Origin of the sequence: Blastococcus sp. KM273128 (assembly GCF_021698975.1) — a bacterium.
GTDB lineage: Bacteria > Actinomycetota > Actinomycetes > Mycobacteriales > Geodermatophilaceae > Blastococcus.
In genome coordinates this window covers 51488-75956 of the sequence record NZ_SSXA01000007.1, presented here as the reverse complement: position 1 = coordinate 75956, position 24469 = coordinate 51488, and the positions used below count along the sequence as shown (strand labels likewise).

Annotated in this window: 21 protein-coding genes; 13 read left to right on the top strand and 8 right to left on the bottom strand. The window is 74.8% G+C overall.

Going from position 1 to position 24469, the window contains the following annotated elements:
- From E9529_RS03900 to E9529_RS03890, 3 genes are all read right to left on the bottom strand, one after another.
- The coding region (locus E9529_RS03900) for a hypothetical protein (RefSeq protein WP_236829791.1) at positions 1-196 on the bottom strand (196 nt) is incomplete at its 3' end.
- Positions 193-2583, bottom strand: a complete 2391-nt coding sequence (locus E9529_RS03895) for a DUF6049 family protein (protein WP_236829790.1) — start codon at positions 2581-2583, stop codon at positions 193-195. The genes E9529_RS03895 and E9529_RS03900, both read right to left, overlap by 4 nt.
- On the bottom strand, positions 2580-3056 hold the full coding sequence (locus tag E9529_RS03890) for an NUDIX hydrolase (protein ID WP_091930860.1): 477 nt from the start codon (positions 3054-3056) through the stop codon (positions 2580-2582). Before E9529_RS03890 ends, E9529_RS03895 begins: the two co-directional genes overlap by 4 nt.
- Positions 3057-3180: 124 nt before the next feature.
- Here E9529_RS03890 and E9529_RS03885 point away from each other — a divergent pair, with 124 nt between their 5' ends.
- Together E9529_RS03885 and E9529_RS03880 are read left to right on the top strand one after the other, a co-directional pair.
- Entirely contained in the window at positions 3181-4668 is a 1488-nt protein-coding gene (locus E9529_RS03885; RefSeq protein ID WP_236829789.1) for a CCA tRNA nucleotidyltransferase, read from the top strand.
- Between the two features lie 40 nt (positions 4669-4708).
- Entirely contained in the window at positions 4709-5653 is a 945-nt protein-coding gene (locus E9529_RS03880; protein ID WP_236829788.1) for a matrixin family metalloprotease, read from the top strand.
- 10 nt (positions 5654-5663) lie between these two features.
- On the opposite strand, the gene E9529_RS03875 is transcribed toward E9529_RS03880, so the two are convergent.
- Positions 5664-6935, bottom strand: a complete 1272-nt coding sequence (locus E9529_RS03875) for an MFS transporter (RefSeq protein WP_236829787.1) — start codon at positions 6933-6935, stop codon at positions 5664-5666.
- Positions 6936-7032: 97 nt separating this feature from the next.
- Between E9529_RS03875 and E9529_RS03870 the strand changes: the two genes are divergently transcribed.
- Positions 7033-7686, top strand: coding sequence for a YqgE/AlgH family protein (locus tag E9529_RS03870; RefSeq protein WP_236829786.1), 654 nt, complete (start codon positions 7033-7035; stop codon positions 7684-7686).
- Positions 7687-7812: 126 nt separating this feature from the next.
- Here E9529_RS03870 and E9529_RS03865 read toward each other — a convergent pair whose 3' ends face one another.
- The 3 genes from E9529_RS03865 to E9529_RS03855 all read right to left on the bottom strand — a co-directional run bounded on the left by E9529_RS03865 (position 7813) and on the right by E9529_RS03855 (position 10551).
- Positions 7813-8568, bottom strand: coding sequence for a hypothetical protein (locus E9529_RS03865; RefSeq protein ID WP_236829785.1), 756 nt, complete (start codon positions 8566-8568; stop codon positions 7813-7815).
- A 172-nt stretch (positions 8569-8740) separates the two neighbouring features.
- Complete coding sequence (locus E9529_RS03860) at positions 8741-9817, bottom strand: inositol-3-phosphate synthase (RefSeq protein ID WP_236829784.1); 1077 nt, start codon at positions 9815-9817, stop codon at positions 8741-8743.
- Positions 9818-9930: 113 nt separating this feature from the next.
- A complete protein-coding gene (locus tag E9529_RS03855; RefSeq protein ID WP_236829783.1) occupies positions 9931-10551 on the bottom strand; it encodes a PadR family transcriptional regulator in 621 nt (206 codons plus the stop codon).
- Positions 10552-10708: 157 nt separating this feature from the next.
- Here E9529_RS03855 and E9529_RS22555 point away from each other — a divergent pair, with 157 nt between their 5' ends.
- From E9529_RS22555 to E9529_RS03840, 3 genes are all read left to right on the top strand, one after another.
- Positions 10709-11125 (top strand): DUF5318 family protein, encoded by a 417-nt coding sequence (locus E9529_RS22555; RefSeq protein WP_236829782.1) that lies wholly within the window; start codon positions 10709-10711, stop codon positions 11123-11125.
- Between the two features lie 139 nt (positions 11126-11264).
- On the top strand, positions 11265-13796 hold the full coding sequence (locus tag E9529_RS03845; protein ID WP_236829781.1) for a transglycosylase domain-containing protein: 2532 nt from the start codon (positions 11265-11267) through the stop codon (positions 13794-13796).
- A 114-nt stretch (positions 13797-13910) separates the two neighbouring features.
- Positions 13911-15320, top strand: coding sequence for a glycosyltransferase family 87 protein (locus E9529_RS03840; protein WP_236829780.1), 1410 nt, complete (start codon positions 13911-13913; stop codon positions 15318-15320).
- Here E9529_RS03840 and E9529_RS03835 read toward each other — a convergent pair.
- Entirely contained in the window at positions 15300-16112 is an 813-nt protein-coding gene (locus E9529_RS03835) for a deoxyribonuclease IV (protein ID WP_236829779.1), read from the bottom strand. The two genes, E9529_RS03840 and E9529_RS03835, sit on opposite strands and share 21 nt — an antisense overlap.
- 124 nt (positions 16113-16236) lie before the next feature.
- Here E9529_RS03835 and E9529_RS03830 point away from each other — a divergent pair, with 124 nt between their 5' ends.
- From E9529_RS03830 to E9529_RS03800, 7 genes are all read left to right on the top strand, one after another.
- Complete coding sequence (locus tag E9529_RS03830; protein WP_236829778.1) at positions 16237-17250, top strand: hypothetical protein; 1014 nt, start codon at positions 16237-16239, stop codon at positions 17248-17250.
- A gap of 212 nt (positions 17251-17462) precedes the next feature.
- The gene (gene rpsF / locus E9529_RS03825; protein ID WP_236826531.1) at positions 17463-17750 is read left to right on the top strand and encodes a 30S ribosomal protein S6; all 288 of its coding nucleotides are present in this window, start codon (positions 17463-17465) and stop codon (positions 17748-17750) included.
- 2 nt (positions 17751-17752) lie between these two features.
- The gene (locus E9529_RS03820) at positions 17753-18232 is read left to right on the top strand and encodes a single-stranded DNA-binding protein (protein WP_236829777.1); all 480 of its coding nucleotides are present in this window, start codon (positions 17753-17755) and stop codon (positions 18230-18232) included.
- Between the two features lie 98 nt (positions 18233-18330).
- Positions 18331-18567, top strand: a complete 237-nt coding sequence (gene rpsR, locus E9529_RS03815; RefSeq protein ID WP_073422051.1) for a 30S ribosomal protein S18 — start codon at positions 18331-18333, stop codon at positions 18565-18567.
- An 11-nt stretch (positions 18568-18578) separates the two neighbouring features.
- A complete protein-coding gene (gene rplI / locus E9529_RS03810) occupies positions 18579-19025 on the top strand; it encodes a 50S ribosomal protein L9 (RefSeq protein WP_236829776.1) in 447 nt (148 codons plus the stop codon).
- A 695-nt stretch (positions 19026-19720) separates the two neighbouring features.
- The gene (gene dnaB / locus E9529_RS03805) at positions 19721-22336 is read left to right on the top strand and encodes a replicative DNA helicase (RefSeq protein WP_236829775.1); all 2616 of its coding nucleotides are present in this window, start codon (positions 19721-19723) and stop codon (positions 22334-22336) included.
- Between the two features lie 205 nt (positions 22337-22541).
- Positions 22542-24464 (top strand): Ig-like domain-containing protein, encoded by a 1923-nt coding sequence (locus E9529_RS03800; RefSeq protein WP_236829774.1) that lies wholly within the window; start codon positions 22542-22544, stop codon positions 24462-24464.
- Positions 24465-24469 lie beyond the last annotated feature (5 nt).

Genomic DNA, 24469 nt, shown 5'->3' with positions numbered 1-24469 from the left:
CGTCCCCGGCGGCGGGGGGTGCTGCGAAGACCGCGTCGCTCGGTGGCGTCGCCAGGTAGGGGGCCGGTGGCAGCGGAGCGGGCGAGCCCCAGCTGCGTCGGCCCGCCCGGCAGCGGGCCGACGGCGGGGGCAGCGGCAGCGGGCGCGGACGCTCGGCGTCCTCCGCCTCGGGGCGGTCGCCGGACCGGTCGCTCACACGGGGCTCCGGGTGGGCGCGGGGGAGAGACCGGGGGACGACGGGCCCGCGCTGCCGTCGACCGCGGCAGCCCCCCGGCGCCGCCGGATCAGGAAGTGCACGAGGCGGCGCAGGAAGAGCAGGGCGAGCAGCGAGGCGGCGCCGATGGTGATGGAGAGCGAGATGGGCCCGTAGGCGGTGCTCTTCACCTGCATCTCGACGCGGTCGCCGAGCGGGGCGCCCGAGGGGGTCGTCACCTGGGCGGTGACGGTGAAGCCGCCGGACCGGCGCAGCTCGGTGGGTACCTGGAGCGTCGTGCGCTGCTCGGGCGCCAGGGTCTGCACGCCGATGTCGCCGACGGCGAGCCCGCCGCTGGCCGGCGGGTCGACCTGCAGCCGGACGTCGACGGGGAAGGGCAGCGGGTTGTCCACCGTCAGCACCAGCGGCGCGTCGCTGGAGGCGAGGCTGTAGGTGCCGTCGGCCGGCGCGACCACGGTGACGCGCTCCTGGATGCGCTCGAGCGTGGCCAGCGCGTCGGCGGCGGCCGCCTCGAACTCCTCGGGGTCGTCGCGCCGGAGCACCGAGGCGGCCCGGGCGATGCCGGCGTCGTAGGGCTGCAGCGCGAGGTCGGCGTCCGCGGGGATCGCGCCGGCGAGCTCCTCCCGCGCGGTGACGGCCTCGGCGAGGACCGCCAGCCCGGCCGGGTCGAGCGCGGTCTCCCGGTCGGGGGAGGCGAGCGTGCCGGCGTCGGCCACCGGGGCGGTGCCGAGGCCGGCGACGCTGCCCGGCTGCAGCCAGGGCAGGCCCGCGGTGTCGGCGATCATCGCGCCGGCGCCCTCCAGCTCGGCGTCGACGTCGCGGGGCGGGGCGACGAGCACGGTCTGCTCGGTCCCCGGCGGTGTCTGCAGGGTCAGCGCGGCGAGCTCCGCCAGGTAGCGCTGCTCCGCGATGCGAGGGCCCCCCTGGACCAGCCCGGCGGTGCCGACGACGGCGCTGAGCGTCGGGTCGGCGACGAGCACGTCCAGCACCTCGCCGCCGACCGGGACGGCGCTGCGGGCGACGGCGTCGGAGCCGTCCAGGCCCACGGCGGAGTCGCCGTCGGTGAGCGCCCCGCTGCCCAGGACGACCTGCTCGATGCCGCCGGCGCGCAGGGTGTCGAGGGTGGCGGCGGCGTAGGAGCCGTCCGGCGACCACGCGAGGTCGGTGATCGGGGAGATGTCCAGGACGTCGGCGATGATCTCCGCGCCGGCGCCGGTCGCGTCGGCCGGCCCGGGCGGCGGGGGCGCGTCGTCGACGGCGGCCCCGCCGGTGACCGGCGGGGGGCCCGGCGGGTCGTGCGCGGTGCCCTCCGGCGTCCCCGGCAGGCTCCGGGTCACGACGGCGGGCAGGCCGGCGGCGTGCAGCCCGTCGGCGTCGACGTCGCCGTAGGGCAGCGCCACCACCGGGCGGGTGGCCACCACCGCGCGCAACCGGTCGAGGTAGGCCCGCGCCGCCTCGGTGCCCGTCCCGGCGCCGGCGACGCCGCCCACGGCGTAGGGCCCGTCCGCCATGCGCGCGAGCTCCTCGACCAGCGCCGGGTCGATCGCCAGCGTGACCGGCAGCGGTGCGGCGGGCGGCGCGCCCGGTTCCGTCCCGGGCTGCCCGGCGGGCAGCCGCTCGACCACGGCGAGCGCGCGGTCCAGCCGGCCGCCCTCGCTCACCGCCTCGACCAGCCCGTCGTCGACGAAGCTGCCGGCGGCGTCCCGGTGGCTCGGCTCGGACAGCGGCCAGAGCCAGGCCACGGTCGTCCGCGAGGAGGGGACGACCGGCTGCTGGACGAGGAAGGTGGCGAGCTCGCCGACCCGGCGCTCCTGGTCGCCGTCCACGGTGCCGTTGACGTTGAACAGCACCGGGTACACGCCGTCCTGGTCCAGGCGCAGCTCGGCGGAGTCGAGCGTGTAGCTGAACGCCACGCTGCCGCCGGGGGCGAGCGCGCCGGGCAGCGGCGCGAAGGCCGGCTGCACGGCGGTGGCGGGGTCGGGGTCGCCCACGGCGTCGGCCAGGTCGGGCCGGCCGGCGAGGACGTCGCCGCGCTGCAGCCGGGCGGTGAGGCCGGCGACGGGGTCCGGCCCGGTGTTGGTCAGCGTGCCGGTGACCGTGATCAGCGCGCCCGGGGTGATCGTGCGGGGCTCGAACCGGGCCACGTCGATGCGGACCGGCCGGTCGGCGGAGGTGGTGGCCCCGTCGGGAGCGCTCGGCGCGGGGGCGGCGGCCGCCGGGGTCAGGGCTGCCGGCGCGAGCAGCGGCCCGCCGAGCACGAGCGCGCCCGAGAGCAGCGGGACGAGCGCGGCCGCGCGCCGGGCGGTGCCCTGCCGGGCGGGTGCGTCGGCGGGGCGGCCACCGGCTCGGGTGGCAGCCGGCCGGGTCACGCGCTGTCGGCCAGGAGTCCGGGGGCGCGCTCGACCAGGGCGCGCTCGTCGGCGTACGCCAGCCGGGTGCTGAGCTCCTCCAGCGGCACCCAGGCGACCTCGGTCACCTCGACGTCGGCGTCGGACAGCGCGCCCCCGACGGCGCGCAGGAGGAAGTGGTGCACGGTCTTGTGCACGCGGCGGCCCTCGGCGACGAACCAGAAGTCGATGATCCCCAGCGGGGCGACGACCTCGCCGATGATGCCGGTCTCCTCGGCGACCTCGCGGACGGCGGTGTCCTCGGGGGTCTCGCCCGCCTCGATGTGCCCCTTGGGCAGCGACCAGAGCAGGCGGCCGCGGCGGTCGGTGCGGCCGATGAGGGCGGCACGGGGCCCCGTCACGCCGTCGTCGGCGACCACCAGGCCCCCGGCGGAGGTCTCGTCGACCCGGCGCAGCCGGCGGCCCGGGCGCCCTCGCCCGCCCGTACCAGCCATGCCAGGAGGGTAGCGCGCGTCTGGCGACAGCTCCGGGAGCATCGCAGCGAGGGACGAGCGAGGAGCGGACGGGAGCGCGGAGCCGGGCCGGGGCGGCTCTTCGCCCGCACTACGCTGGCTCGTCGTGTCCGACACCCCGCCGAGCCGGCCCGACCCCGCGCCGGTGCCCCCGGCCGTCCAGGAGACCGTCCGCAGGCTCGTGGACGTCTCCCCCGTGCTGGTCGAGCTCGGGCAGCGGTTCGCCGCCGCCGGTTTCGAGGCCCACCTGGTCGGCGGCTCGGTGCGCGACGCCCTGCTGGCAGCGGCGGCCGGCGGCCCCGGCACCCCCGGTGACCTCGACGTCACCACGGACGCCCGGCCCGAGCAGGTGCTGGGGGTGCTCCGCGGCTGGGCCCGTTCCACGTGGAACACCGGCATCGCCTTCGGCACGGTCGGGGCCGACCTCGGCGGCGCGCGGGTCGAGATCACCACCTTCCGGGCCGACCGGTACGACCGCACCTCGCGCAACCCCGAGGTCGCGTGGGGCAACTCGCTCACCGACGACCTGGCCCGGCGGGACTTCACCGTGAACGCGATGGCGGTGTCGCTGGGGTCCGACCGCACGGTGACCGACCCCTTCGGCGGGCTCGGCGACCTGCTGGCCAAGCGGCTGCGGACCCCCGGCCCCGCCGTGGAGTCCTTCGCCGACGACCCGCTGCGCATGCTCCGCGCGGTCCGGTTCGTCGCCCAGCTGGGGCTCACGCCGGACGACGACGTCGTGCGGGCCATGACCGACCTGGCCGGTGAGCTCGGCCGGATCACCGCCGAGCGGGTCCAGGCCGAGCTGTCCAAGACCCTGCTGCAGGACTCCCCCCGGGCGGCCCTGGAGCTCTTCGTCGCCACCGGTCTGGCCGACGTGGTGCTGCCCGAGCTGCCGGCGCTGCGGATGGAGATCGACGAGCACCACCAGCACAAGGACGTCTACGCCCACTCGCTGACCGTGCTGGACCAGGCGATCGCGCTGGAGAAGGCCGATCCAGGATCGCCGTCCCCGGACCTCGTGCTCCGGCTGGCCGCGCTGCTGCACGACATCGGCAAGCCGGCCACCCGCCGCCACGAGGCCGGTGGGCGGGTCTCCTTCCACCACCACGAGGTGGTCGGCGCCAAGCTGGTCCGCAAGCGGCTGCTCGCGCTCAAGTACCCCAAGGACGTCGTCGAGGCGGTGTCCCGGCTGACCTTCCTGCACCTGCGGTTCCACGGCTACGGCCGGGGCGAGTGGACCGACTCCGCCGTCCGCCGCTACGTCACCGACGCCGGCGACCTCCTCCCCCGCCTGCACAAGCTGGTGCGCTCGGACTCGACCACCCGGAACAAGCGCCGGGCCGCCGCGTTGTCGGCGACCTACGACTCGCTGGAGCAGCGGATCGCCGAGCTGGCCGCGCAGGAGGACCTCGCGCGGGTCCGCCCCGATCTCGACGGCAACGCCATCATGGAGCTCCTGGGCCTGCCCCCCGGGCGCGAGGTCGGCGCCGCGTGGCGCTATCTCAAGGAGCTGCGGCTCGAGCGCGGGCCGCTGGAGCGCGAGGAGGCCGAGGCGGCCCTGCGGGCGTGGTGGGCCGAGCGCCAGGGCTGAGCGCCCGGGCCGGCTCCAGGAGGGGGAGGACGGTGCCGAGATGACGGGTGTGCACCCGCAGCACCCCGACGACCACGCCCGGCTGCCGGCGTCCCCGACCGGCCGGACGCCGCAGTGGCTGCTCGACGAGCTCACCGGCACCCCTGAGCCGTCCCCACCGCCCCGAGGTCCCCGGCGCCGCGGCAGGTGGGTGGTCCCGCTCGCCGTCGCGGCGGTGGTGGCCGGGGGCGTGCTCGCCGACCCCCCGGTGTGGCCGTGGACGGGGACCCCGGTCGCGGCGGAGCCGCCCGTCCCCGCCGCCCCGGAGCGCCCGACGGACCGGCCGACCCCTTCCGGCGCCACCACGCCGCTGGGCCGCCCCCCGTCGCCCCCGGCGGCCGCCGGGACGCACGCCTACGCGGCGCTGCAGGAGGACGGCGTCACGCCGGTCGCCTACGACCCCTGCCGCGAGATCCGCTACGTGCTCCGCCCGGACGGCGCACCGCCGGGCACCGAGGGCATGGTGCACGAGGCGGTCGCGCGGATCGGCGAGGCGACCGGCCTCCGCTTCGTCCACGAGGGCGCGACCGACGAGCCCCTCGGCGGGGAGCGGGCACCGTTCCAGCCCGACCGCTACGGGGACCGCTGGGCACCGGTGCTCATCGGGTGGGCGACCGAGGCGGAGGACCCGACGCTCGCGGGCGACGTCGTCGGGGCGGCCGGCAGCACCGCGGTCTCGCTCGGCGAGGGTCCGCGCGTCTACGTGACCGGCACGGTGACCCTGGACGGCGGCCAGGCCCCGGAGCTGCTGGGCCGCCCCGGTGGCGCCGCCGCGCTCCGGTCGGTGGTGCTGCACGAGCTCGGGCACCTGGTCGGTCTCGCGCACGTGGACGACGACCGCGAGCTGATGTACCCGGAGGCTCGGCCCGCGGTTCCCGACCTCGCCGACGGCGACCGCACCGGGCTCAGCGCGCTCGGCCGGGGCCCCTGCGTCCCCGACCTCTGACCGGGCCCGCTCAGCGGCGGGACATCCGCGCGTGCAGCAGCGCCGTCGCGAGGTAGCCCGCGCCCACGACGGCGAGCGCCGGCCGCGAGACGCCGGACTCCGGCAGCGCGAACGCCCCGGCCACCACGGCCGCGACGAAGCCGACGTTCACCAGGGTGTCGTAGACGGAGAACACCCGCCCCCGGTGGTCGTCGTCGATCGACTCCTGCAGCGTCGCGTCCACGCAGACCTTCACGCCCTGGCCGAGCAGGCCGAGGACGAAGCCGGCCAGCACGATCGCCGCCGGCTGCAGCAGCAGGCCCAGGGCGGCCTGGAGCAGCCCGCCGACGGTGAGCAGGGCGCCGATCCACCGGACCGTGCCGGTGCGGCGCACGACCGGCGGGGTCACGGCGGCGCCGGTGAGCGTGCCCGCGGCGATCGCGGCGGCGACCTGCCCGAGCCCCACCAGCCCGCCGGGGAACGGCCCCGCCTCGCCGGCGAAGGTGTTCCGGTAGAGCAGCAGCGTCATCAGCGTGAGCAGGCCGAACCAGACGCGGTGCAGGCCGATGGCGGCGAGCGCGGCGGCGACCGGCCGGTGGGCCCAGGCGTGCCGGGCCCCGGCGACCATGCCGGCCAGCACCTCCCCGGCGGGCAGCCGCGCCGAGCGGGCCACGTGGTCGGGCCCGAGGTGGGCGCGGGTGAACCCGGCGACGACGGCGGCGGCCGCGAGGTAGGGCAGCGCGGCGGCGAGCGCCACCGCGGCGTACCCGGCGTCGTCGGACCCGGTCAGCTGCAGGAGCGCCAGGGCGGCGCCGCCGCCGACCACGGTGGCGACGGAGCCCGCCGTCGTCGACAGGGCGTTCGCCGTCACCAGCGGGGTGTCGCCGGTGGTGTGCGGGAGCCCGGCCGACAGCGCGGACAGCACGAAGCGGTTCACCGAGAAGACGGCGAGCCCGGCCAGGTAGAACGCCGGCCCCTGCACGCCCGAGACCACCAGGGCGGTGACCGCGGCCACCAGCCCGGCGCGCAGCACGTTGGCGCGCAGCAGCACCTGGCGCCGGCTCCAGCGGTCCAGCCACACCCCGGCGAACGGGCCGACGAAGGAGTACGGCAGCAGCAGGACGGCGAAGGCCGCGGCGACGTCGACCGGGTCGGCGGCGCGCTGGGGGTTGAACAGCACCGTGCCGGCCAGCGCGGCCTGGAAGACGCCGTCGCCGAACTGCGAGAGCAGCCGGGTGCCGAGCAGCCTGCGGAAGTCGCGGCGCACCAGCAGGCCGCGCACCGTCGTCCCCGGCCCGGCCACGCGGTCACCCTACGAGCAGCGGCCGCCGTCCCCGCCGCCGTGCGAGGGGCAGCGGCCTCCGGCGCCGAGGTGGGGCACACTGAGAAGGATGTCGCCGGTGCCCCCTCCGCCCGAGCCCGAGTCCGGTCCGCCCGCGCGGCCCGCGACCGGGCGCCGTCGCGCCGGTGCGGTGCCCCCGCTCTCGGTCGGCCGCCTGGACGACGTGCGGGCGGGCGCCCTCCTCGTCGCGATGCCGTCGCTCACCGAGCCGACGTTCGCCGGGGCGGTCGTCTACGTGCTCGACCACTCCGACACCGGCACCCTGGGCGTCGTCCTGGGGCAGCCCAGCCAGGTGGAGATCCGGGACGTGCTGCCCGGGTGGTGCGACCTCGCGGTGGAGCCGGGGGTCTTCCACGTCGGTGGGCCGTGCGAGACCGACACGGCGCTCTGCCTGGCGACGGCGTCGCCCGGGACGGCGGTGCCCGGCCTGCGCCCCGTCGCCGGTGACGTGCACCTCGTCGACCTCGACGGGGAGCCGGACGCGCTCGCCGGGCAGCTCTCCGGGCTGCGGGTGTTCGCCGGCTACGCGGGCTGGTCGCCCGGTCAGCTGGCCGGGGAGATCGCCGAGGGCGCCTGGGCCTGCGTGCCGAGCCGCCCCGGCGACGTGCTCAGCGACCTCTCCGGGGCCGCGCTCTGGCGCCGGGTGCTGGGCCGGCAGCGTGGTCGCCTGGCCGTCCTCTCCACCGCCACGGCGGACCCCACCGTCAACTGACGTCCCTCGCGGCACGCGCCGGGCAGCGCGATCGGGCGTCGTCTGGTAGGAATGGGCCCGGGAAGGGGCGGTCTGGGGAAGAGGCCGCCCCTTCCCGCTTCTCGTCAGGCGGTGACGTCCCCCGCCTCAGATGCCGAACGCCTCGGCGATCGCCGCGTGGTCCGCGGCCTCGGCCGTCTCCTCCGCCGTCGGCAGGGCGAGCCGGCGGCTCCCGTGCTCGGCGAGCGTGACCGTCACCTCGACCCCACCGAGCGGGGTCCGGTACTGCACGAGCGTCTGGTCCGCGTCGTCGACCGCGACGGTGCGCTCGTCCCTGAGGAGGTAGACGGTCGTGGGCCGGCCGTCGACGGCCTGCTCCCCTTGCCACCGGTACGGGCCGTCGAGGAAGGCCGCGGGCCGGTCGGGACGCTCCGCGGCGAGGTTCTGCAGCACCTGGACGACGACGTCGAGCAGCGGCGGTTCGCCCTCCGCGGGCGACAGCGTCCGGCGCAGGTACGTCGCCTCGGGGGCTCCGGCGGCGGCGAGCGCCTCGGGCAGCCCCGGCACGTCGCCGGCCCAGAGGTCGTCGCGGTCGAAGAAGAGGGTGCGGGTGTCCCGGTCCTCGCCCGCGACCGTGGTGACCGCCTGGGCCTGGCCGACCGCGCGCCGGAAGTCGATCTGACCGGTGAGCGTGAGCACCGCGTCGTCGGCGAAGGGGACGGTCACGACGAAGTCGGCGCCGCCCTCCTCGTGGTTGCGGTGCAGCAGGTCGGCGAGGACGGCGGCGTCCTCCTCCGTGACCGGCTCGCCGGCCTGCCGCTCGCCGTCCGTGCACCCGGCCAGCAGCAGGAGGGCCAGCCCGGCGGCGCCGACCCGGGGCGCGAGCGGGCGGCGGGTGGGCATGGGTGCAGCGTATGCAGCCCGCCGCCCCGGACCGCCCCCGACGCGACGGGATCACCGGTAGGAACGCGGCAGGGCCCGCACCCCGGTTCGGGGTGCGGGCCCAGGTGACCGGATGGAACGGCCCCGTCCGGAGGCTCACCCCGAGCCTGCGAGGGGTGAGGGGGACGGGTCCTTATGCGATGTCGCCGCGGATGAAGGCCTCCACGGCGTCGCGCGCCTCGCTGTCGTCGTACTGCACCGGCGGCGACTTCATGAAGTACGAGGACGCCGACAGGATCGGGCCGCCGATGCCGCGGTCCTTCGCGATCTTCGCGGCGCGGACGGCGTCGATGATGATGCCGGCCGAGTTCGGGGAGTCCCAGACCTCGAGCTTGTACTCCAGGTTCAGCGGGACGTCGCCGAACGCGCGGCCCTCGAGGCGGACGTAGGCCCACTTGCGGTCCGACAGCCACGGCACGTGGTCCGACGGCCCGATGTGCACGTTGCCCGCGCCCATGTCCCGCTCGACCTGCGAGGTGACCGACTGGGTCTTGGAGATCTTCTTGGACTCCAGGCGCTCGCGCTCGAGCATGTTCTTGAAGTCCATGTTGCCGCCGACGTTCAGCTGCATGGTGCGGTCGAGCTGCACGCCGCGGTCCTCGAAGAGCTTGGCGAGCACGCGGTGGGTGATGGTGGCGCCCACCTGGCTCTTGATGTCGTCACCCACGATCGGCACACCGGCGGCGGTGAACTTGTCCGCCCACTCCTTCGTGCCGGCGATGAAGACCGGGAGGGCGTTGACGAACGCGACGCCGGCGTCGAGCGCGGCCTGGGCGTAGAACTCCGCGGCCTGCTGCGAGCCCACGGGCAGGTAGCAGACGAGCACGTCGGCGCCCGACTCGCGCAGGGCGGCGACGACGTCGACCGGCTGCTCGTCGGACTCCTCGACCATCTCGCGGTAGTACTTGCCCAGGCCGTCGAGGGTGGTGCCGCGCTGCACGGTCACGCCCAGCGGCGGGACGTCGCAGATCTTGATGGTGTTGTTCTCGCTGGCGACGATGGCCTCGGAGAGGTCGCGGCCGACCTTCTTGGCGTCCACGTCGAACGCGGCGACGAACTCGACGTCGGACACGTGGTACTCGCCGAAGCGGACGTGCATCAGGCCCGGGACGGACGTGGTCTCGTCGGCGTCGCGGTAGTAGTGCACGCCCTGCACGAGCGAGGCGGCGCAGTTACCGACGCCGACGATGGCGACCTTGACTGACCCCATGACTCTCCTTACTCCTGGACCGTGGTGGTCCGCTGGGCTCGGACCGGTGGTGGTCCGCTGCTGTCTCGGGCGGGCTGGCCCGCTGGTCGGTGGTGGTGGTGCGTGACCGTCTGCTAGGTCGGGGCGGGCTGCGCGCCGGCCGGCCCGTCGTCCTCGCCCGTGCGGGGTGCCGGCCGCTCGCCGGACTCCGCCCGTTCGCTGTCGATGAGCTCGGAGAGCCAGCGGACCTCCCGGTCCACCGACTCCAGGCCGTGGCGCTGGAGCTCGAGCGTGTAGCGGTCGAGTCGTTCGCGGGTCCGCGCCAGTGAGGACCGCAACCCTTCGCGCTGCCGCTCCACGGTGCGCCGGCGGCCCTCGAGGATCCGCAGCCGCACGTCGCGCGCCGTGTGCCGGAAGAAGGCCAGGCGGACGCCGAAGAGCCCGCCGTCGTCGTAGGCCTCCGGGCCGGTCTGGCCGACCAGCTCGTGGAAGCGCTCCTTGCCTTCCGCGGTGATCGTGTAGACCACCTTCCCGCGCCGGCCGGTCAGCGGTGGTGCGTCGGCCGGCAGCAGGGCACGCGGTGCGGGCTCATCGGTGGTGATCAGCCCGGCCGCCTGCATCCGGCGCAGCGCGGGGTACAGCGATCCGTAGGAGATGCTGCGCAGCCCGCCGAGCACCGCGGCCAGCTGCTTGCGCAGCTCGTACCCGTGCATCGGCGCCTGGTGCAGCAGGCCGAGGATCGCGAACTCGAGCACGTCGCCCTCCCCGGTCGCACCTGCAGTCGATGTATCGGCACGATACATTGGCCACTCATCGACCTCCATACCGAGGCGTGGGGCGCATGGGTCGCCCGGGGCGGGTAGCGTGCTCGGTCACCCCACGGAGCAGGGCCTGGTGCGTACATTGGCCGCCGTGCCCGGACGTCGTTCCGTCGTGGACTACTCGCTGCAGCGGCGAGCCGTCCTGGCGGGAGTACGCACGGGCCGGACCGGGTTGTTCGAGGTGTGCGACGCCAGCCCGTACCTCTCGCGGGCGGCGAAGTACCACGGACAGCAGACCGACGCCGCCTGCCCGATCTGCCGCCGTGAGCACCTCACCCTGGTGAACTACGTGTACGGCGAGAACCTCGGGCCGGTGGCCGGCCAGGCCAAGACCGAGGCCGAGCTCGCCCGCATGGACGCCGCCCAGGACGAGTTCTCCGTCTACCGGGTCGAGGTGTGCCGCGGGTGCGGCTGGAACCACCTGGACTGCTCGTACGTCCTCGGTGCCGAACCCGAGCCGGGCCGCAGGGCCCGCCGCAGCCGGCGCCGGGCCGCTCCCGAGCGGTGACCGACCGGCCGGATCCCGGCCCCCGTGCCACCGGGCCCGCGACGCAGCGGGCCCTCTCCGCTGCCACAGCTGAAGACGAACCGCTGCGTCCGGGCAGGTGCCCGGCGTCGACCATGACAGCCCAGGAAGGGGTGTGCTCGTGCCCAGCCACGACGAGACCTCGCCCGTCGCACCGCGGGCCGGCTCGGTGCGCCGGCCGCCGGCCGCCCGTACCCGCAGCACCGGGGGCGGGGGCGGTACCGGCCGTCCCCCGGCCGGTGGCCGCCCGTCCGGCGGCGGCCGCCCGCCCGCGCGCGCTGGCACCACGGCCTCGCGCGGCGGGACGACGGCCTCGCGGTCCGGCGCCGGCCGCCCCTCCGGCCGTCCGGCCGGGGCCAAGGGGAAGGCGGCGCGCAGCAAGAAGCAGCGCCGCGCCCGCCGGCTGAAGGTCACCGCCGCGGTCATGGGCGGGCTGCTCGCGCTGATGTGCGTCTTCGTCGGCGTCGTCTACGCCAGCACCGAGGTGCCGAGCCCCGGCTCGGTCTCGACCAAGCAGACCACGGTCCTCTACTACGCCGACGGCGTGACCGAGATGGCGCGGCTCGGTGACGAGAACCGCACGAACGTGCCGCTGGCGGAGATCAGCGAGCCGGCGCAGCGCGCGGTGCTCGCCGCGGAGAACCGCAGCTTCTACTCCGACCCCGGCATCTCCTTCACCGGCATCGTGCGCGCCGCCTGGAACAACCTGACCGGCGGCTCCACGCAGGGCGGCTCGACCATCACGCAGCAGTACGTGAAGAACGCCTTCCTGACCTCGGAGCAGACGTTCAGCCGCAAGTTCCAGGAGCTGTTCCTGGCGATCAAGCTGGACAACAACTTCTCGAAGGAGCAGATCCTCGAGAACTACCTCAACACCATCTACTACGGCCGTGGTGCCTACGGCATCGAGGCGGCCGCCAACACCTACTTCGGCGTCCCGGCCGCGGAGCTCACCGCGCAGCAGGCCGCGGTGCTCGCCGTCCTGATCCGCAGCCCCTCCAACTACGACCCGGAGACCAACCCCGAGGGTTCCCAGGACCGCTGGGGCCTGGTGCTCGACGCGATGGTCGAGGAGGGCTGGCTGTCCGCGGAGGAGCGGGCCGCCTCGGTCTACCCGGCGGTGCTGCCCAAGACCGGCTCCGTTCTGAACCAGACGCAGGGACCCGAGGGCCACATCGTCGAGCAGGTCACCCAGGAGCTGCAGAACCGCTACGGCTACGACGAGCAGCAGATCAACGCCGGCGGCCTGCAGGTGACGACGACCATCAGCAAGCCGGCGCAGGACGCCGCCGTGGCTGCCGTCCAGGAGGTGACCGCCCCGCCGGAGCCGCAGGAGCTCCGGGAGGCGCTCGTCGCCGTCGACCCGCGCAACGGCGCGGTCGTCGCCTACTACGGCGGGGAGAACGGCGTCGGCACCGACTACGCGCAGGCCAAGCGCCAGCCAGGTTCGTCGGTCAAGCCGTACGTGCTGGCCACGGCCCTGGAGCAGGGCATCGGCATCCAGGCCCGCCGCGACGGCAGTGACGACCAGGAGTTCCCCGACCGGCCCGGCAAGCCGGTGACCAACTCGGGCGGCGCCAGCTGCCCGGCCTGCACGCTGACCGAGGCGATGACGCGCTCGCTGAACACCACCTTCTACGGCCTGGCCTACGAGGTGGGCCCGGAGAACGTGCGCGACACCATCCTCGCGGCCACCGGCCTGCCGGAGACGTGGGGCGGCAACGACTTCTTCGGGGGCAAGACGGTGCTGGCCAACTCCGATGGCCTCACCGGCTCGTCCATCGGCATCGGCGAGTACGAGATGCGCCCGTTCGACCAGGCGCAGGGCTTCGCGACGCTCGCCGCCGGTGGCGTCTTCCGCGACGCGCACTTCGTCGGGAAGGTGACCGACAGCGAGGGTGCGGTGCTGGTGGACCAGACCGCCGCGACCGACGGTGAGCAGGTGCTGCCGGGCGACGTCGTCAACGACGTCACCGTCGCGCTCAAGGACGTCGCCTCCTACTCCCGCCGCGCGCTCGACGACGGCCGCGAGGTCGCCAGCAAGACCGGCACCCAGGGGCAGGGGGAGAACAACTCCGACGCGTGGATGGTCGGGTACACCCCCTCCATCGCCACCGCCGTGTGGATGGGCAACGACTCTCCCAGCGACCCGATCGTCGACTCGCGCGGGCGGATCATCTACGGCGCGGGCCTGCCCGGCGCCATCTGGCAGCGGTTCATGGACGCGGTGCTCGCCGGCACCCCGGAGGAGGACCTGCCGGACCGGCCGCTGATCAAGGGCGACACCGGTGAGGGCGTCCCCGCGCCGACGACCCAGGCGCCGCCGCCGACGGAGACCCCGGCCGCGCCGTCGACGCCGTCGGCGCCACCCACCACGACCGCCCCGCGGCCGGTGGACACCGACGGCGACGGGGTGCCGGACGACCGGGACTTCGCGCCGAACGACCCCAACGTCCAGACGCGACCGACGCAGCAGCCGGACGACCCCGACGGTGACGCCGACGGTGACGGGCTCCCGAACCGCCAGGACCCCGCGCCGAACGACCCCGCGATCCCGGGCGCCGGGACGAATCCCGGGGGCGGCGGTGGCGGCGGAAACGGTGGCAACCAGGGCGGCACCCCCGGCCCCGTCACCCCGCCGCCGGTCGACTGACCGATCCCGCACACTGCTCGCATGAGCAGCTCACCCACGGGCCCGTCCGCCACCGCGGACGGGCCCGTGGGCGTTCCACGTGGAACGCAGCCGGCGCCCGCCCCGGACCGCGTGGTGCCCACCTGGACCGACCCGGTCGCGCGTCAGGCCAGCGAGGCCGTCGGCGGGCCGTGGGGCCGGTACGCCGTCACCGGCCGCGCCCTGTTCTGGACGCCGCTGCGGGTGTGCCTGCTGTTCACCGCCCTGGTCCTGGCGGCGGCCTGGGTGAAGCAGGCCCCGTGCTCCGACGGCGACTGGACGGGGTCCCGGCAGTACACCCACCTCTGCTACAACGACGCCGTCCCGCTCTTCGGCATCCACGGGCTGGACACCGGGTCGGTGCCCTACCTCGACTCCGCCGTCGAGTACCCGGTGCTCACCGGGGGGCTGATGGCGCTGGCGGCGGCCGTCGCCCGCGCCTACGACGGCCTGGCCGCCGCTGTCGGCGTCCTGCCCGACGCGGTGCCGGTGCAGAGCTACTACGTCGTCACCTGCCTGCTGCTCTCCGTCCTCGCGCTGCTCGTCACGCGGGGGGTGCTCGGGCTGGCCGGCCGGCGGCCCTGGGATGCCGCGATGGTGGCCCTCTCCCCCGTCCTGCTGGTGCACGCGTTCACCAACTGGGACCTGCTCGCCGTGGCGCTGACCACGCTCGGCATGTGGGCCTGGGCCCGGCAGCGCACGGTGGCGGCGGGGCTGCTGCTCGGCCTGGGCGTGGCGGCGAAGTTCTACCCGCTGCTGGTGCTGGGCGTGCTCTTCGCGCTGTGCCTGCGGACCGGCCGGCTGCGGGCCTGGCTCACCACCGCGGGCACCGCCGCGGCCGCCTGGCTGGTGGTCAACCTGCCGGTCGCCGCGCTGGCGCCGGACAACTGGGCCCGGTTCTTCGAGCTGAACCGGACGCGCGGCGCCAACCCCGAGTCGATCTGGGCGATGCTCGGCGATCTCTCGGGCGGAACCCTCCTCGACGGCCCGCTGGCCGAGGGGCAGGCGCCCGGCCAGCTGAACGCGGTGGTGGCCGTGGTGCTCGTGCTCTGCGCCGCCGCGACCGCCTGGCTGGCGCTGGCGGCCCCGCTGCGCCCGAGGGTGCCCCAGCTGGCGTTCCTGCTGGTGGCGGCCTTCCTGCTGCTCAACAAGGTCTACAGCCCGCAGTACGCGCTGTGGCTGCTGCCGCTGGCCGTGCTGGCGCGCCCGCGCTGGCGCTCGCTGCTGCTCTGGCAGGCCAGCGAGGTGCTGGTGTGGGTCCTGACGATGCTCTACTACCTCGGCGCCGGGAACCGCGGTGTGGACGTCGAGTGGTTCTACACCGGCGTCGTCGCGCGGGACGTCGCGCTCGTGGTGCTCATGGCGCTGGTGGTCCGGGACGTGCTCGACCCCGACCGCGACGTCGTGCGCACCAGCTGGCCGGGCGTGGACGACCCGGCGGGCGGCCCCCTGGAGCACGCCCCCGACCGCTGGGTGCTGCGCCGGTCAGCCGAGCGCGTCGCGTAGCAGCGCGATCTCCGCCGCGTGACCCGCGGCGTCCCCCGGCGTCTCGAGGACGACCGGGCAGCCGGCCGCCCGCGCCACCTCGACCAGGGCCTCCGCCGGGATCTCCCCGCCGAACAGCGGCGCGTGCCGGTCGCGGCCGGAGCCCGCGGGGTCCCGGCTGTTGTTCAGGTGCACCAGGTCGATCCGTCCGGTGACCGCCCGGACGGCGTCGACGACGGAGCCCAGGTCCCAGCCGGCGGCCCAGCCGTGGCAGGTGTCCAGCACGAAGCCGGCGCCGAACCCGCCGATCGCCTCCCACAACCGGCCGAGCGCGTCGAGGTCGCGGGCCATGGCGTTGCCCCCGCCCGCGGTGTTCTCGACGAGCACCGGGACGGGGAAGCCGCCCTGCTCGGCCTGGCGCGCGAAGGTCTTGCGCCAGTTGTCCACGCCGACCGCCGGGTCGTCGCCGGCCAGGACGTGCCCGCCGTGCACGACCAGGCCGCGGGCGCCCACGTCGGCCGCGGCCTGGGCGTGCTTGGCCAGCAGGTTGCGGCTGGGGATGCGGATGCGGTTGTTCGTCGTCGCCACGTTGAGGACGTAGGGCGCGTGGACGAAGACGGCGACGTCGGACGCGCGGAGCTCGGCGGCATCGGGCCGGGGGCGCGGGGCCTTCCAGCCCTGCGGGTCGGCGAGGAAGACCTGCACCGCGTCGGCGTCCACCTCCGCGGCCCGGGCCAGCGGGCCGCCGCGGTCGAGGTCGCCGTCGTCGGTGAGGCCGGCACCCACGTGTACGCCGATCGGGTGGCTCCCCATGCTGATCTCCGGTTCCTCGACGAAATCCGCGTTTACCCGTATCGCCGAGGTCACATCATCGTTGAGGCTGTGACGGGGGTTACCCACCGGTGGAGCTGTGACGTCGACGTGGAGGTAGCAGAACATGGCAACGGGTCGCATCCGACGCTCGGCCCGCCGGGGCACCGCCGTGGCCCTCCTGGGCTGGCTGGGCGTGACCGCGGCGTCCGTGGCGGTGACCCCCGCCGCCAGCGCCGCCCCCACGGCGACCGTGCCGATCCGCGACCTGACCCAGCTCGTCGTCTCCGTCGACCAGGGCGGCGCGGTCACCTTCGTCAACGAGCTGCAGGACAAGACGCTGCAGGTCGGCGGCGGCGGGCTGCTGCCGTCGCTGGTCAGCGTCACCGCCAGCACCGAGGTGACGCTGACGCTGCCCTCGGGTGAGCGGGAGCTGGCCCCCGGCGCGAGCGTCACCGAGCGGTTCGACCAGAGCTGCGTCGCCGGCTGCTGGCTGACCTTCAGCTACTCGATGAGCTCCGGCGCCGCGCTCACCCAGTCGCTGGTCGACGCCACCACCGCGCTGCTGCCACCCCTGCCCCGGCCGCAGCCGCTGGTGGTGAACACGCTCCTCCCCCTGCCGAACCTGCCCGGGGTCAACCTGCCCCAGCTGCCGCCGGTGACGCTGCCGGCGACCCCGCCACCGCCCGGGCCCGCGCCCGAGCCGGCGCCGGAGGCCCCGCAGGCGCCGACGACGGGGCAGCCCGCGACCCCCGAGGCCGGCCCGGCACCGGAGGGCGTGCCGGGTGAGCAGTACACGTACGAGACGGGGTCCGGTGGGGCCGCCCAGCTCCTGCCCGGGGCCCGGGCCGCCGCGGCCGCCGTCGACCCGTCCCGCTTCCTGGTGCCGGCCCTCACCGGCGAGGGCGCCGGGTCGGGGGGCGCCGCGGGCACCTACGACGGCGCGTCGGTCCCCGAGTTCGGGCAGCTGGCCGGGCTCAGCACGCCGGCGCCGGGCGGGGAGGGCGCCGGCCAGGTGCTCGACGCCGCCGGGGCGCAGCCGGTCGCCCTGCCCGCCGCCGCGCTCGCCGCCGTCGTCAGCCTGGCCGGGGCCACCGCGGCGCTGGTCCGCACCACGCAGGCGGCCCGCGGGTCCCGCTGAGCGCGGCCCCGTCCCAGGGGCCCGCCCCGAGCTCGCGAGGGGTGGGGAGGGACGGGGCCTTCCACCGTCCGGGCAGCGCCTGGCCCCCGGGACGCGGCCGCTGGTAGCCTGGGGCAGCGCGTTCCGGCTCCTGCCGGGGCGCGCGACGCGTGTACGACCCTCCTGCTGCAGATGCCCTGCAGCCGCGAAGACCAGAGGAGGTGGGGTTCTCCGTGCGTCACTACGAATTGATGGTCATCCTCGACCCCGACCTGGAGGAGCGCACGATCGCTCCCTCCCTCGACCGGTTCCTGACCGTCGTCACCAACTCCGGTGGCACCGTCAAGACCGAGATCTGGGGCCGGCGTCGCATGGCCTACGAGATCAAGAAGCACGTCGAGGGCATCTACGCCGTCGTCGACATCCAGGCCGAGCCCGCCGCGGTGGCCGAGCTCGACCGGCAGCTGAACCTCAACGAGTCGGTCCTGCGCACGAAGCTGATGCGGCCCGAGGTCCACTGACCATGGCCGGCGAGACCGTCATCACCGTCATCGGCAACCTGACCGCCGATCCGGAGCTGCGCTTCACGCCGTCGGGCGCCGCCGTCGCGAACTTCACCGTGGCGTCCACGCCGCGGACCTTCGACCGCCAGTCGCAGGAGTGGAAGGACGGCGAGGCGCTGTTCCTCCGCTGCAACGTCTGGCGGCAGGCCGCGGAGAACGTGGCCGAGTCGCTGACCCGCGGCTCGCGGGTGATCGTCAGCGGTCGCCTCAAGCAGCGCTCCTTCGAGACGAAGGAGGGCGAGAAGCGCACGGTCGTCGAGCTCGAGGTCGACGAGATCGGCCCCTCGCTCCGCTACGCCACCGCCAAGGTCACCCGCGCCTCGCGCGGTGAGGGCGGCGGCGGCTTCGGCGGCGGCGGCGGCGGTGGCTTCGGTGGCGGTGGTGGCGCGAGCGACCCGTGGTCGACTCCCGCCGGCCCGTCGGACGAGCCGCCCTTCTAAGAGGACCCTCCTGCCCCCCACGCCTCGCTCCGCTCGGCGCGGGCCCCTGCAGGAGGGCCACCCCGGTCACCCACGCACTTCCCTCACTGGAGACATCAGTGCCCAAGCCCCCTGTTCGCAAGCCCAAGAAGAAGGTCTGCCAGTTCTGCAAGGACAAGGCGACCTACATCGACTACAAGGACACGACCCTGCTGCGGAAGTTCATCTCCGACCGCGGCAAGATCCGTGCCCGCCGCGTCAGCGGCAACTGCAGCCAGCACCAGCGGGACGTCGCCACGGCCGTGAAGAACAGCCGTGAGATGGCCCTGCTGCCCTACACCTCGACGGCGCGCTGATCATGAGCACGATGAAGCTGATCCTGACGCAGGAGGTCACCGGTCTCGGGTCCTCCGGCGACACCGTGGAGGTCAAGGGCGGGTACGGCCGTAACTACCTCCTGCCCCGCGGCCTGGCCATCAAGGCCACCCGTGGCGCGGAGAAGCAGGTCGACTCCCTGCGCCGGGCGCGTGCCGCCCGCGAGGTGGCCTCCCACGAGGAGGCGCAGACCCTCGCCGGCCGCCTGTCCGGGCTGACCGTCCAGGTGCCGGCCCGCGCCGGTGACGGCGGCCGCCTGTTCGGCCGGGTCACCACCGCCGACGTCGCCGCGGCCGTCTCGGCCGCCGGTGGCCCGGAGCTCGACCGTCGCCGGATCGAGCTGCCCAGCAGCATCAAGACCACCGGCCAGCACACCGTCACCGTGCGGGTGCACCCGGAGGTCACCGCCCAGCTGACGATCGAGGTCGTCGCGGGCTGATCGAAGGCCTCCCTGCGGGGAGGCCGGCCACGAGGGGCGTCGGACAGCTGTCCGGCGCCCCTCGTCGCATGTCCGGGTCGCTGAGCTCGCAGCCCGTTGCCGGCCCTGCCCCCTCGCTGCCCCGCTGAGAGCCGCTCCGCCCTGCCACGGCCCACCCCGAGGCCGTCGGGGGCGGCCGGGGGCTCCTGCGGCCGCCAGCGCCTGCTCAGGGCCTCCACCGCACCCGCCGGCGGGGTGCCACGGCCCGGTCGTGGCACCCGTGGCCCACCGGCCCGGGCGCGGGCTGCGCCGCCGCCGGCGGCCGGCGGCGCACCGCTGTGACTCGTGGTGCGAGGCGCAGAAATTTCTTCCGTGGTTTTCCCCGTCCACACCCGGTGGGCGGAGTCCGTGCAGGTCAGCCGGGGTGGCCACGGGAGCGGGCGGTGGCTGTCCCCCGACCCGTCCACATGTCGACACGGCTCCGTCCACCGACTTGTCCACAAGTTGTGCAGATCGGCGTGCACACCGGTGGTGGACGCGGCCTGCGGAGGTTCCTAACGTCCACTCCGCCACCGAGCGGACGACGTCCTTGTCGGACCCCTCCGGTAGGCAGGAGCCGAACAGGTGTTCGGCACGGCGCCGTCCGCCGAGCTCGCGTACTTCCCCTGCGCGCGGTGGTGATGCGGGCGCGCCCGCAAGGAGATGGAGGTACCCCCGTGGCGGTGGCCGACGAGTTCAGCCGTCCGTCCGTGACGGCGCCGGAGTACGACCGGCAGCCGCCCCAGGACGTCGCGGCGGAGCAGTCGGTGCTCGGCGGCATGCTGCTGAGCAAGGACGCGATCGCCGACGTCGTGGAGGTCTTGCACGGCAACGACTTCTACCGGCCGGCGCACCAGGTGATCTTCGACTGCATCCTGGACCTCTACGGGCGGGGTGAGCCGGCGGACGCGATCACCGTCGCCGCGGAGCTCAACCGCACCGACCAGCTGTCCAAGATGGGCGGTGCGGTCTACCTGCACACGCTCATCCAGTCCACGCCGACGGCGGCGAACGCCGGCTACTACGCCGCGATCGTGGCCGAGCAGGCGGTGCTGCGGCGGCTGGTGGAGGCCGGCACCCGCGTGGTGCAGCTGGGCTACGGCGCGGCCGGCGGGAAGGGCGACGTCGACGACATCGTCGACCGCGCCCAGCAGGAGATCTACGACGTCACCGAGAAGCGCATGAGCGAGGACTACTCGCGCCTCGAGGACGTGCTCCAGCCGACGATGGACGAGCTCGACGCGATCGCCTCGCGCGGTGGCACCGCTCGCGGCGTCCCGACGGGCATCCGCGACCTCGACGAGCTCACCAACGGCCTGCAGGCCGGGCAGATGGTCGTCATCGCGGCCAGGCCCGGTGTGGGCAAGGCCCTCGCCCTCGACACCCCGATCGGGACGCCGTCCGGCTGGACCACGATGGGCGAGATCCGGGTCGGTGACCGGGTGCTGGGCTCGGACGGCCGGCCGACCACGGTGGTGGCCGCCACCGATGTCCTGACCGACCGTCCCTGCTTCGAGGTCCACTTCTCCGACGGGTCGGTGATCGTGGCCGATGCCCAGCACCAGTGGCTCACGGAGACCCGGGCCAGCCGCCGGTCCGCCCAGCAGGCCCGCACCGGGTACAACGGCTACCGCAACCAGCGCACGTTCGCCGAGGTCCGGACGACCGAGGAGATCGCGCGCACCGTCCGGTGCGCGACCAAGGACGCCCGCCTCAACCACTCGGTGCGCAACTGCCTGCCCCTGGACCTGCCGCCGGCCGACCTGCCCCTCCCGCCGTACGCCCTCGGCGTGTGGCTGGGCGACGGCACCTCCGCGGCAGCGCAGTTCACCAGCGCCGACCCCGAGATCGCCGTCTACATCGAGGCCGAGGGGCTCGTGGCCCAGCCGACCGGGGCGGATCGTCGGTACTCGTTGCGGCTGCCGGCGCAGGTCTCCGCGGAGATGCGGAACTGCCCGATGTGCGGCGAGCTCTTCCTGCCGCGGACGTCGCAGGTGCAGACATGCGGCAAGACGTGCGGTGGCGCGCTGCGCGCCAGCGGCGGCGTCGGTCGCACCGCCACCTGCCCCGACTGCGGTGGCCCCTCGGCCGGTCTGGCGCAGTGCCAGGCATGCCGAAACGACCACGGCACCGTCAAGGCGCTCCTGCGTGGGCTGGGGGTGCTCGACGACAAGCACATCCCTCTCGCGTACCTCCGGGGGTCGGTGGCCCAGCGGCGGGCGCTGCTGGCCGGCCTGCTCGACACCGACGGCACGGTCACGCCGGGTGGAGCCGTGCAGTTCGCCGTGACCAACCGCCGGCTCGCGGAGGACACCCGTGAGCTGATCGCGAGCCTCGGCCACCGGGTGAAGTTGAGCACCAAGCGGGTGCGCGGGCGCACCGAGGCGTCCTCGACCTGCTACACGCTCACCTTCAGCACCGACGACGAGGTCTTCAAGCTGGAGCGAAAGAAGTTGCTCCACAAGGAGCGCGGCGCCCGGACCTTCACCGCTCGCGGCGCCCGGTTCATCACCGACGTCCGGCCGATCGCCAGCGTGCCCGTGCGCTGCATCCAGGTGGACGCGCCGGATTCCCTCTTCCTGGCCGGGCGGAGCTTCATCCCCACCCACAACTCGACGCTGGGCCTGGACATCGCCCGGTCGGCCACGGTGAAGCACCAGCTGCCGGCGGTGATCTTCTCGCTCGAGATGAGCAAGCACGAGATCACCATGCGTCTGCTGTCGGCGGAGGCGAAGGTGCCGCTGCACCACATGCGCGCCGGCACGCTCTCCGACGAGGATTGGGCGAAGCTGGCCCGCCGGATGGGCGAGGTGGCCGACGCCCCGCTCTACATCGACGACTCGCCGAACATGACCATGATGGAGATCCGGGCCAAGGCGCGGCGGCTCAAGCAGCGCAACGACCTCAAGCTCGTGGTCATCGACTACCTCCAGCTGATGACCTCCGGCAAGCGCGTCGAGAGCCGCCAGCAGGAGGTCTCGGAGTTCTCGCGTGCGCTGAAGCTGCTGGCCAAGGAGCTCGAGGTCCCGGTCATCGCGATGTCGCAGCTGAACCGAGGGTCGGAGCAGCGGCAGGACAAGAAGCCGATGCTGTCCGACCTCCGCGAGTCCGGCTCGATCGAGCAGGACGCCGACATGGTGATGATGATCCACCGCGAGGACATGTACGAGAAGGAGTCCCCGCGGGCCGGCGAGGCCGACATCATGCTGGTCAAGCACCGCAACGGCCCGACGGCCAACGTCACCGTCGCCTTCCAGGGCCACTACAGCCGCTTCGTGGACATGGCCAACTGAGCGCACCGCACCGGGAGGGGCCCGGGACCGGATGGTCCCGGGCCCCTCGGCGTGGTCGAACCGCGCCACCCGGTGGGCTGCGAGCACCGTGGACGGACCGGTCCGTGCAGCGCTGCGCCACGACCTGCGGTGATGCAGCAGGCAACCATTGTGGCGCGAGTCACGGGTGGGTTAGGAAAAGGGCCCCTCAGGCATAGGAGACCCCTTGTCCTCACATCCCTGGCGCCGGACGACCGCGTCGGTCATCAGCGCCCTGGCCGCGGCGGTCACCGTCACGGCCACCGCCTCCCCCGCGCTCGCGTCCACGGACCCGGTTCAGCCGGTGTCGGTCTTCCCCAGCAACGACCTGACCGTCCCCGACCGGCAGCAGCTCACCGGCCTGCGGGTCGCCCTGCCGACGGAGGGCTGCGACAACACCGTCGTCTGCGGCCTGATCGAGCGGCTCAACGAGCTCGACGGCTTCGACCTCGACCCGCGCATCGCCGTCCGCTTCGACGCCCCGGTGGACCCCGCCGCGGTCGCCGAGCGGATCACCGTGCGCCAGGAGCGCGGCGGGTGGCGCACCGGCGTCGACCGCGTCGTCTGGGACGCGGCCACCAACACGCTGTACGCCCACCCCGCGGAGCAGCTCGCCCCGGGCACCACGTACCGCATCGACGTGCAGCCCGGCCCCGCCAACTCGGCCACCGGCGAGACGTTCACGACGCTGAGCGCCACCGACGGCCTGCTCGACATCAACCGGCAGATCCAGTCCAACCGCGCGCTCCGCGAGGTCGGCATCGGGCGCCCCGGGCTGGAGATCGACGCCGTCGTCCCGGTGGCCGGCACCACCGTCACGTTCGTCCCCGACCGCCCCGCGCCGGCCGTGCCGGGTGGGACGCCGGCCGGGCCGAGCGTGCAGCCCACCGCCCTGCTGCCCGCCGGCAGCACGCTCGTCTTCGGCTCCTACGAGGCGCCGTCCTGGCTACGCGAGGACGTCACCATCGCGCAGACGCCGACCCGGGACCAGGGCCCGGCGCCGGTCGAGGCCGAGCGGCTGCCGTTCGTCGCCGTCCTCCCGGCCGGCCCGGCACCGGCCGGCGGCTGGCCCACCGCCGCGTTCGGGCACGGCTTCACCGGCTCGACGAGGAGCGTCTTCCTGGCCGCGATCACCAACGCCAAGAGCGGGATCGCGACGATCGGCACCAACGTGGTCGGGCACGGGTACGGCCCGGAGAGCACCTGGCAGATCACGACCGCCGACGGCGGGACCCGGACCATCCCGACCTACGGGCGCGGCGTCGACCAGGACGGGGACGGGCTCTTCGGCAGCACCGAGGGCTCCTCGGCCACCGGCGCGGCCGCGGCGGTGAATTCCCGTGACGCGCTCCGGCAGACGGCGGCCGACATCATGACGCTCGTCCGCTCGGTGGGCGGCACGGACGTGGACGGCGACCGGCGCCCCGACCTCTCCGGTGCCCGCGTGACGTACTTCGGGCAGAGCTTCGGCGGCATCTACGGCACCATGCTCGCCGGCGCCGACCGGACGATCGCCCGGTCGGTGCTCAACGTGCCCGGCGGGCCGATCAACGACATCGCCCGCCTGTCGCCGGCCTTCCGGCCGCTGACCTTCCAGGCGCTCCAGGCGGCCGGGCTGGCGCCCAACAGCCCCGACGCCAGCCGCTGGTTCTTCGAGGAGCAGCTCCCGCTGCGCGGCGAGGCGCCGGTGACCGCCACCGTCCCCGGTGCGCTCGCCATCCAGGAGTACCTGGCGAACGCCACCTGGCTGACCCGGCCGGGCAGCCCGGAGACCTTCTCCCCGCTGATCCGGGAGGACCGCGTCCTGGTCCAGGTGGCCTACGGCGACCAGACGGTGCCGAACCCGACGTCGTACACGCTGGTCGACGCCGGGGACCTCTGGTCGCGGACGAGCCTCTTCCGCAACGACCTGGCCTCCACGGCGGCGCTCAACCCGCACGGCTTCCTGCTCGACGTCGCCCGCTTCCCGGTGGCCGCGATGCAGGCGCAGGGGCAGGTCGCCGCGTTCCTGGGCCGGGGCGAGGTCGTGGACCCGGACGCGGACGGGCCGGTCTGGGAGGTGCCGATCAGCGATCCGGGCCTGCTGCGGTCGCTGAACTTCGCGCCCTGACCACC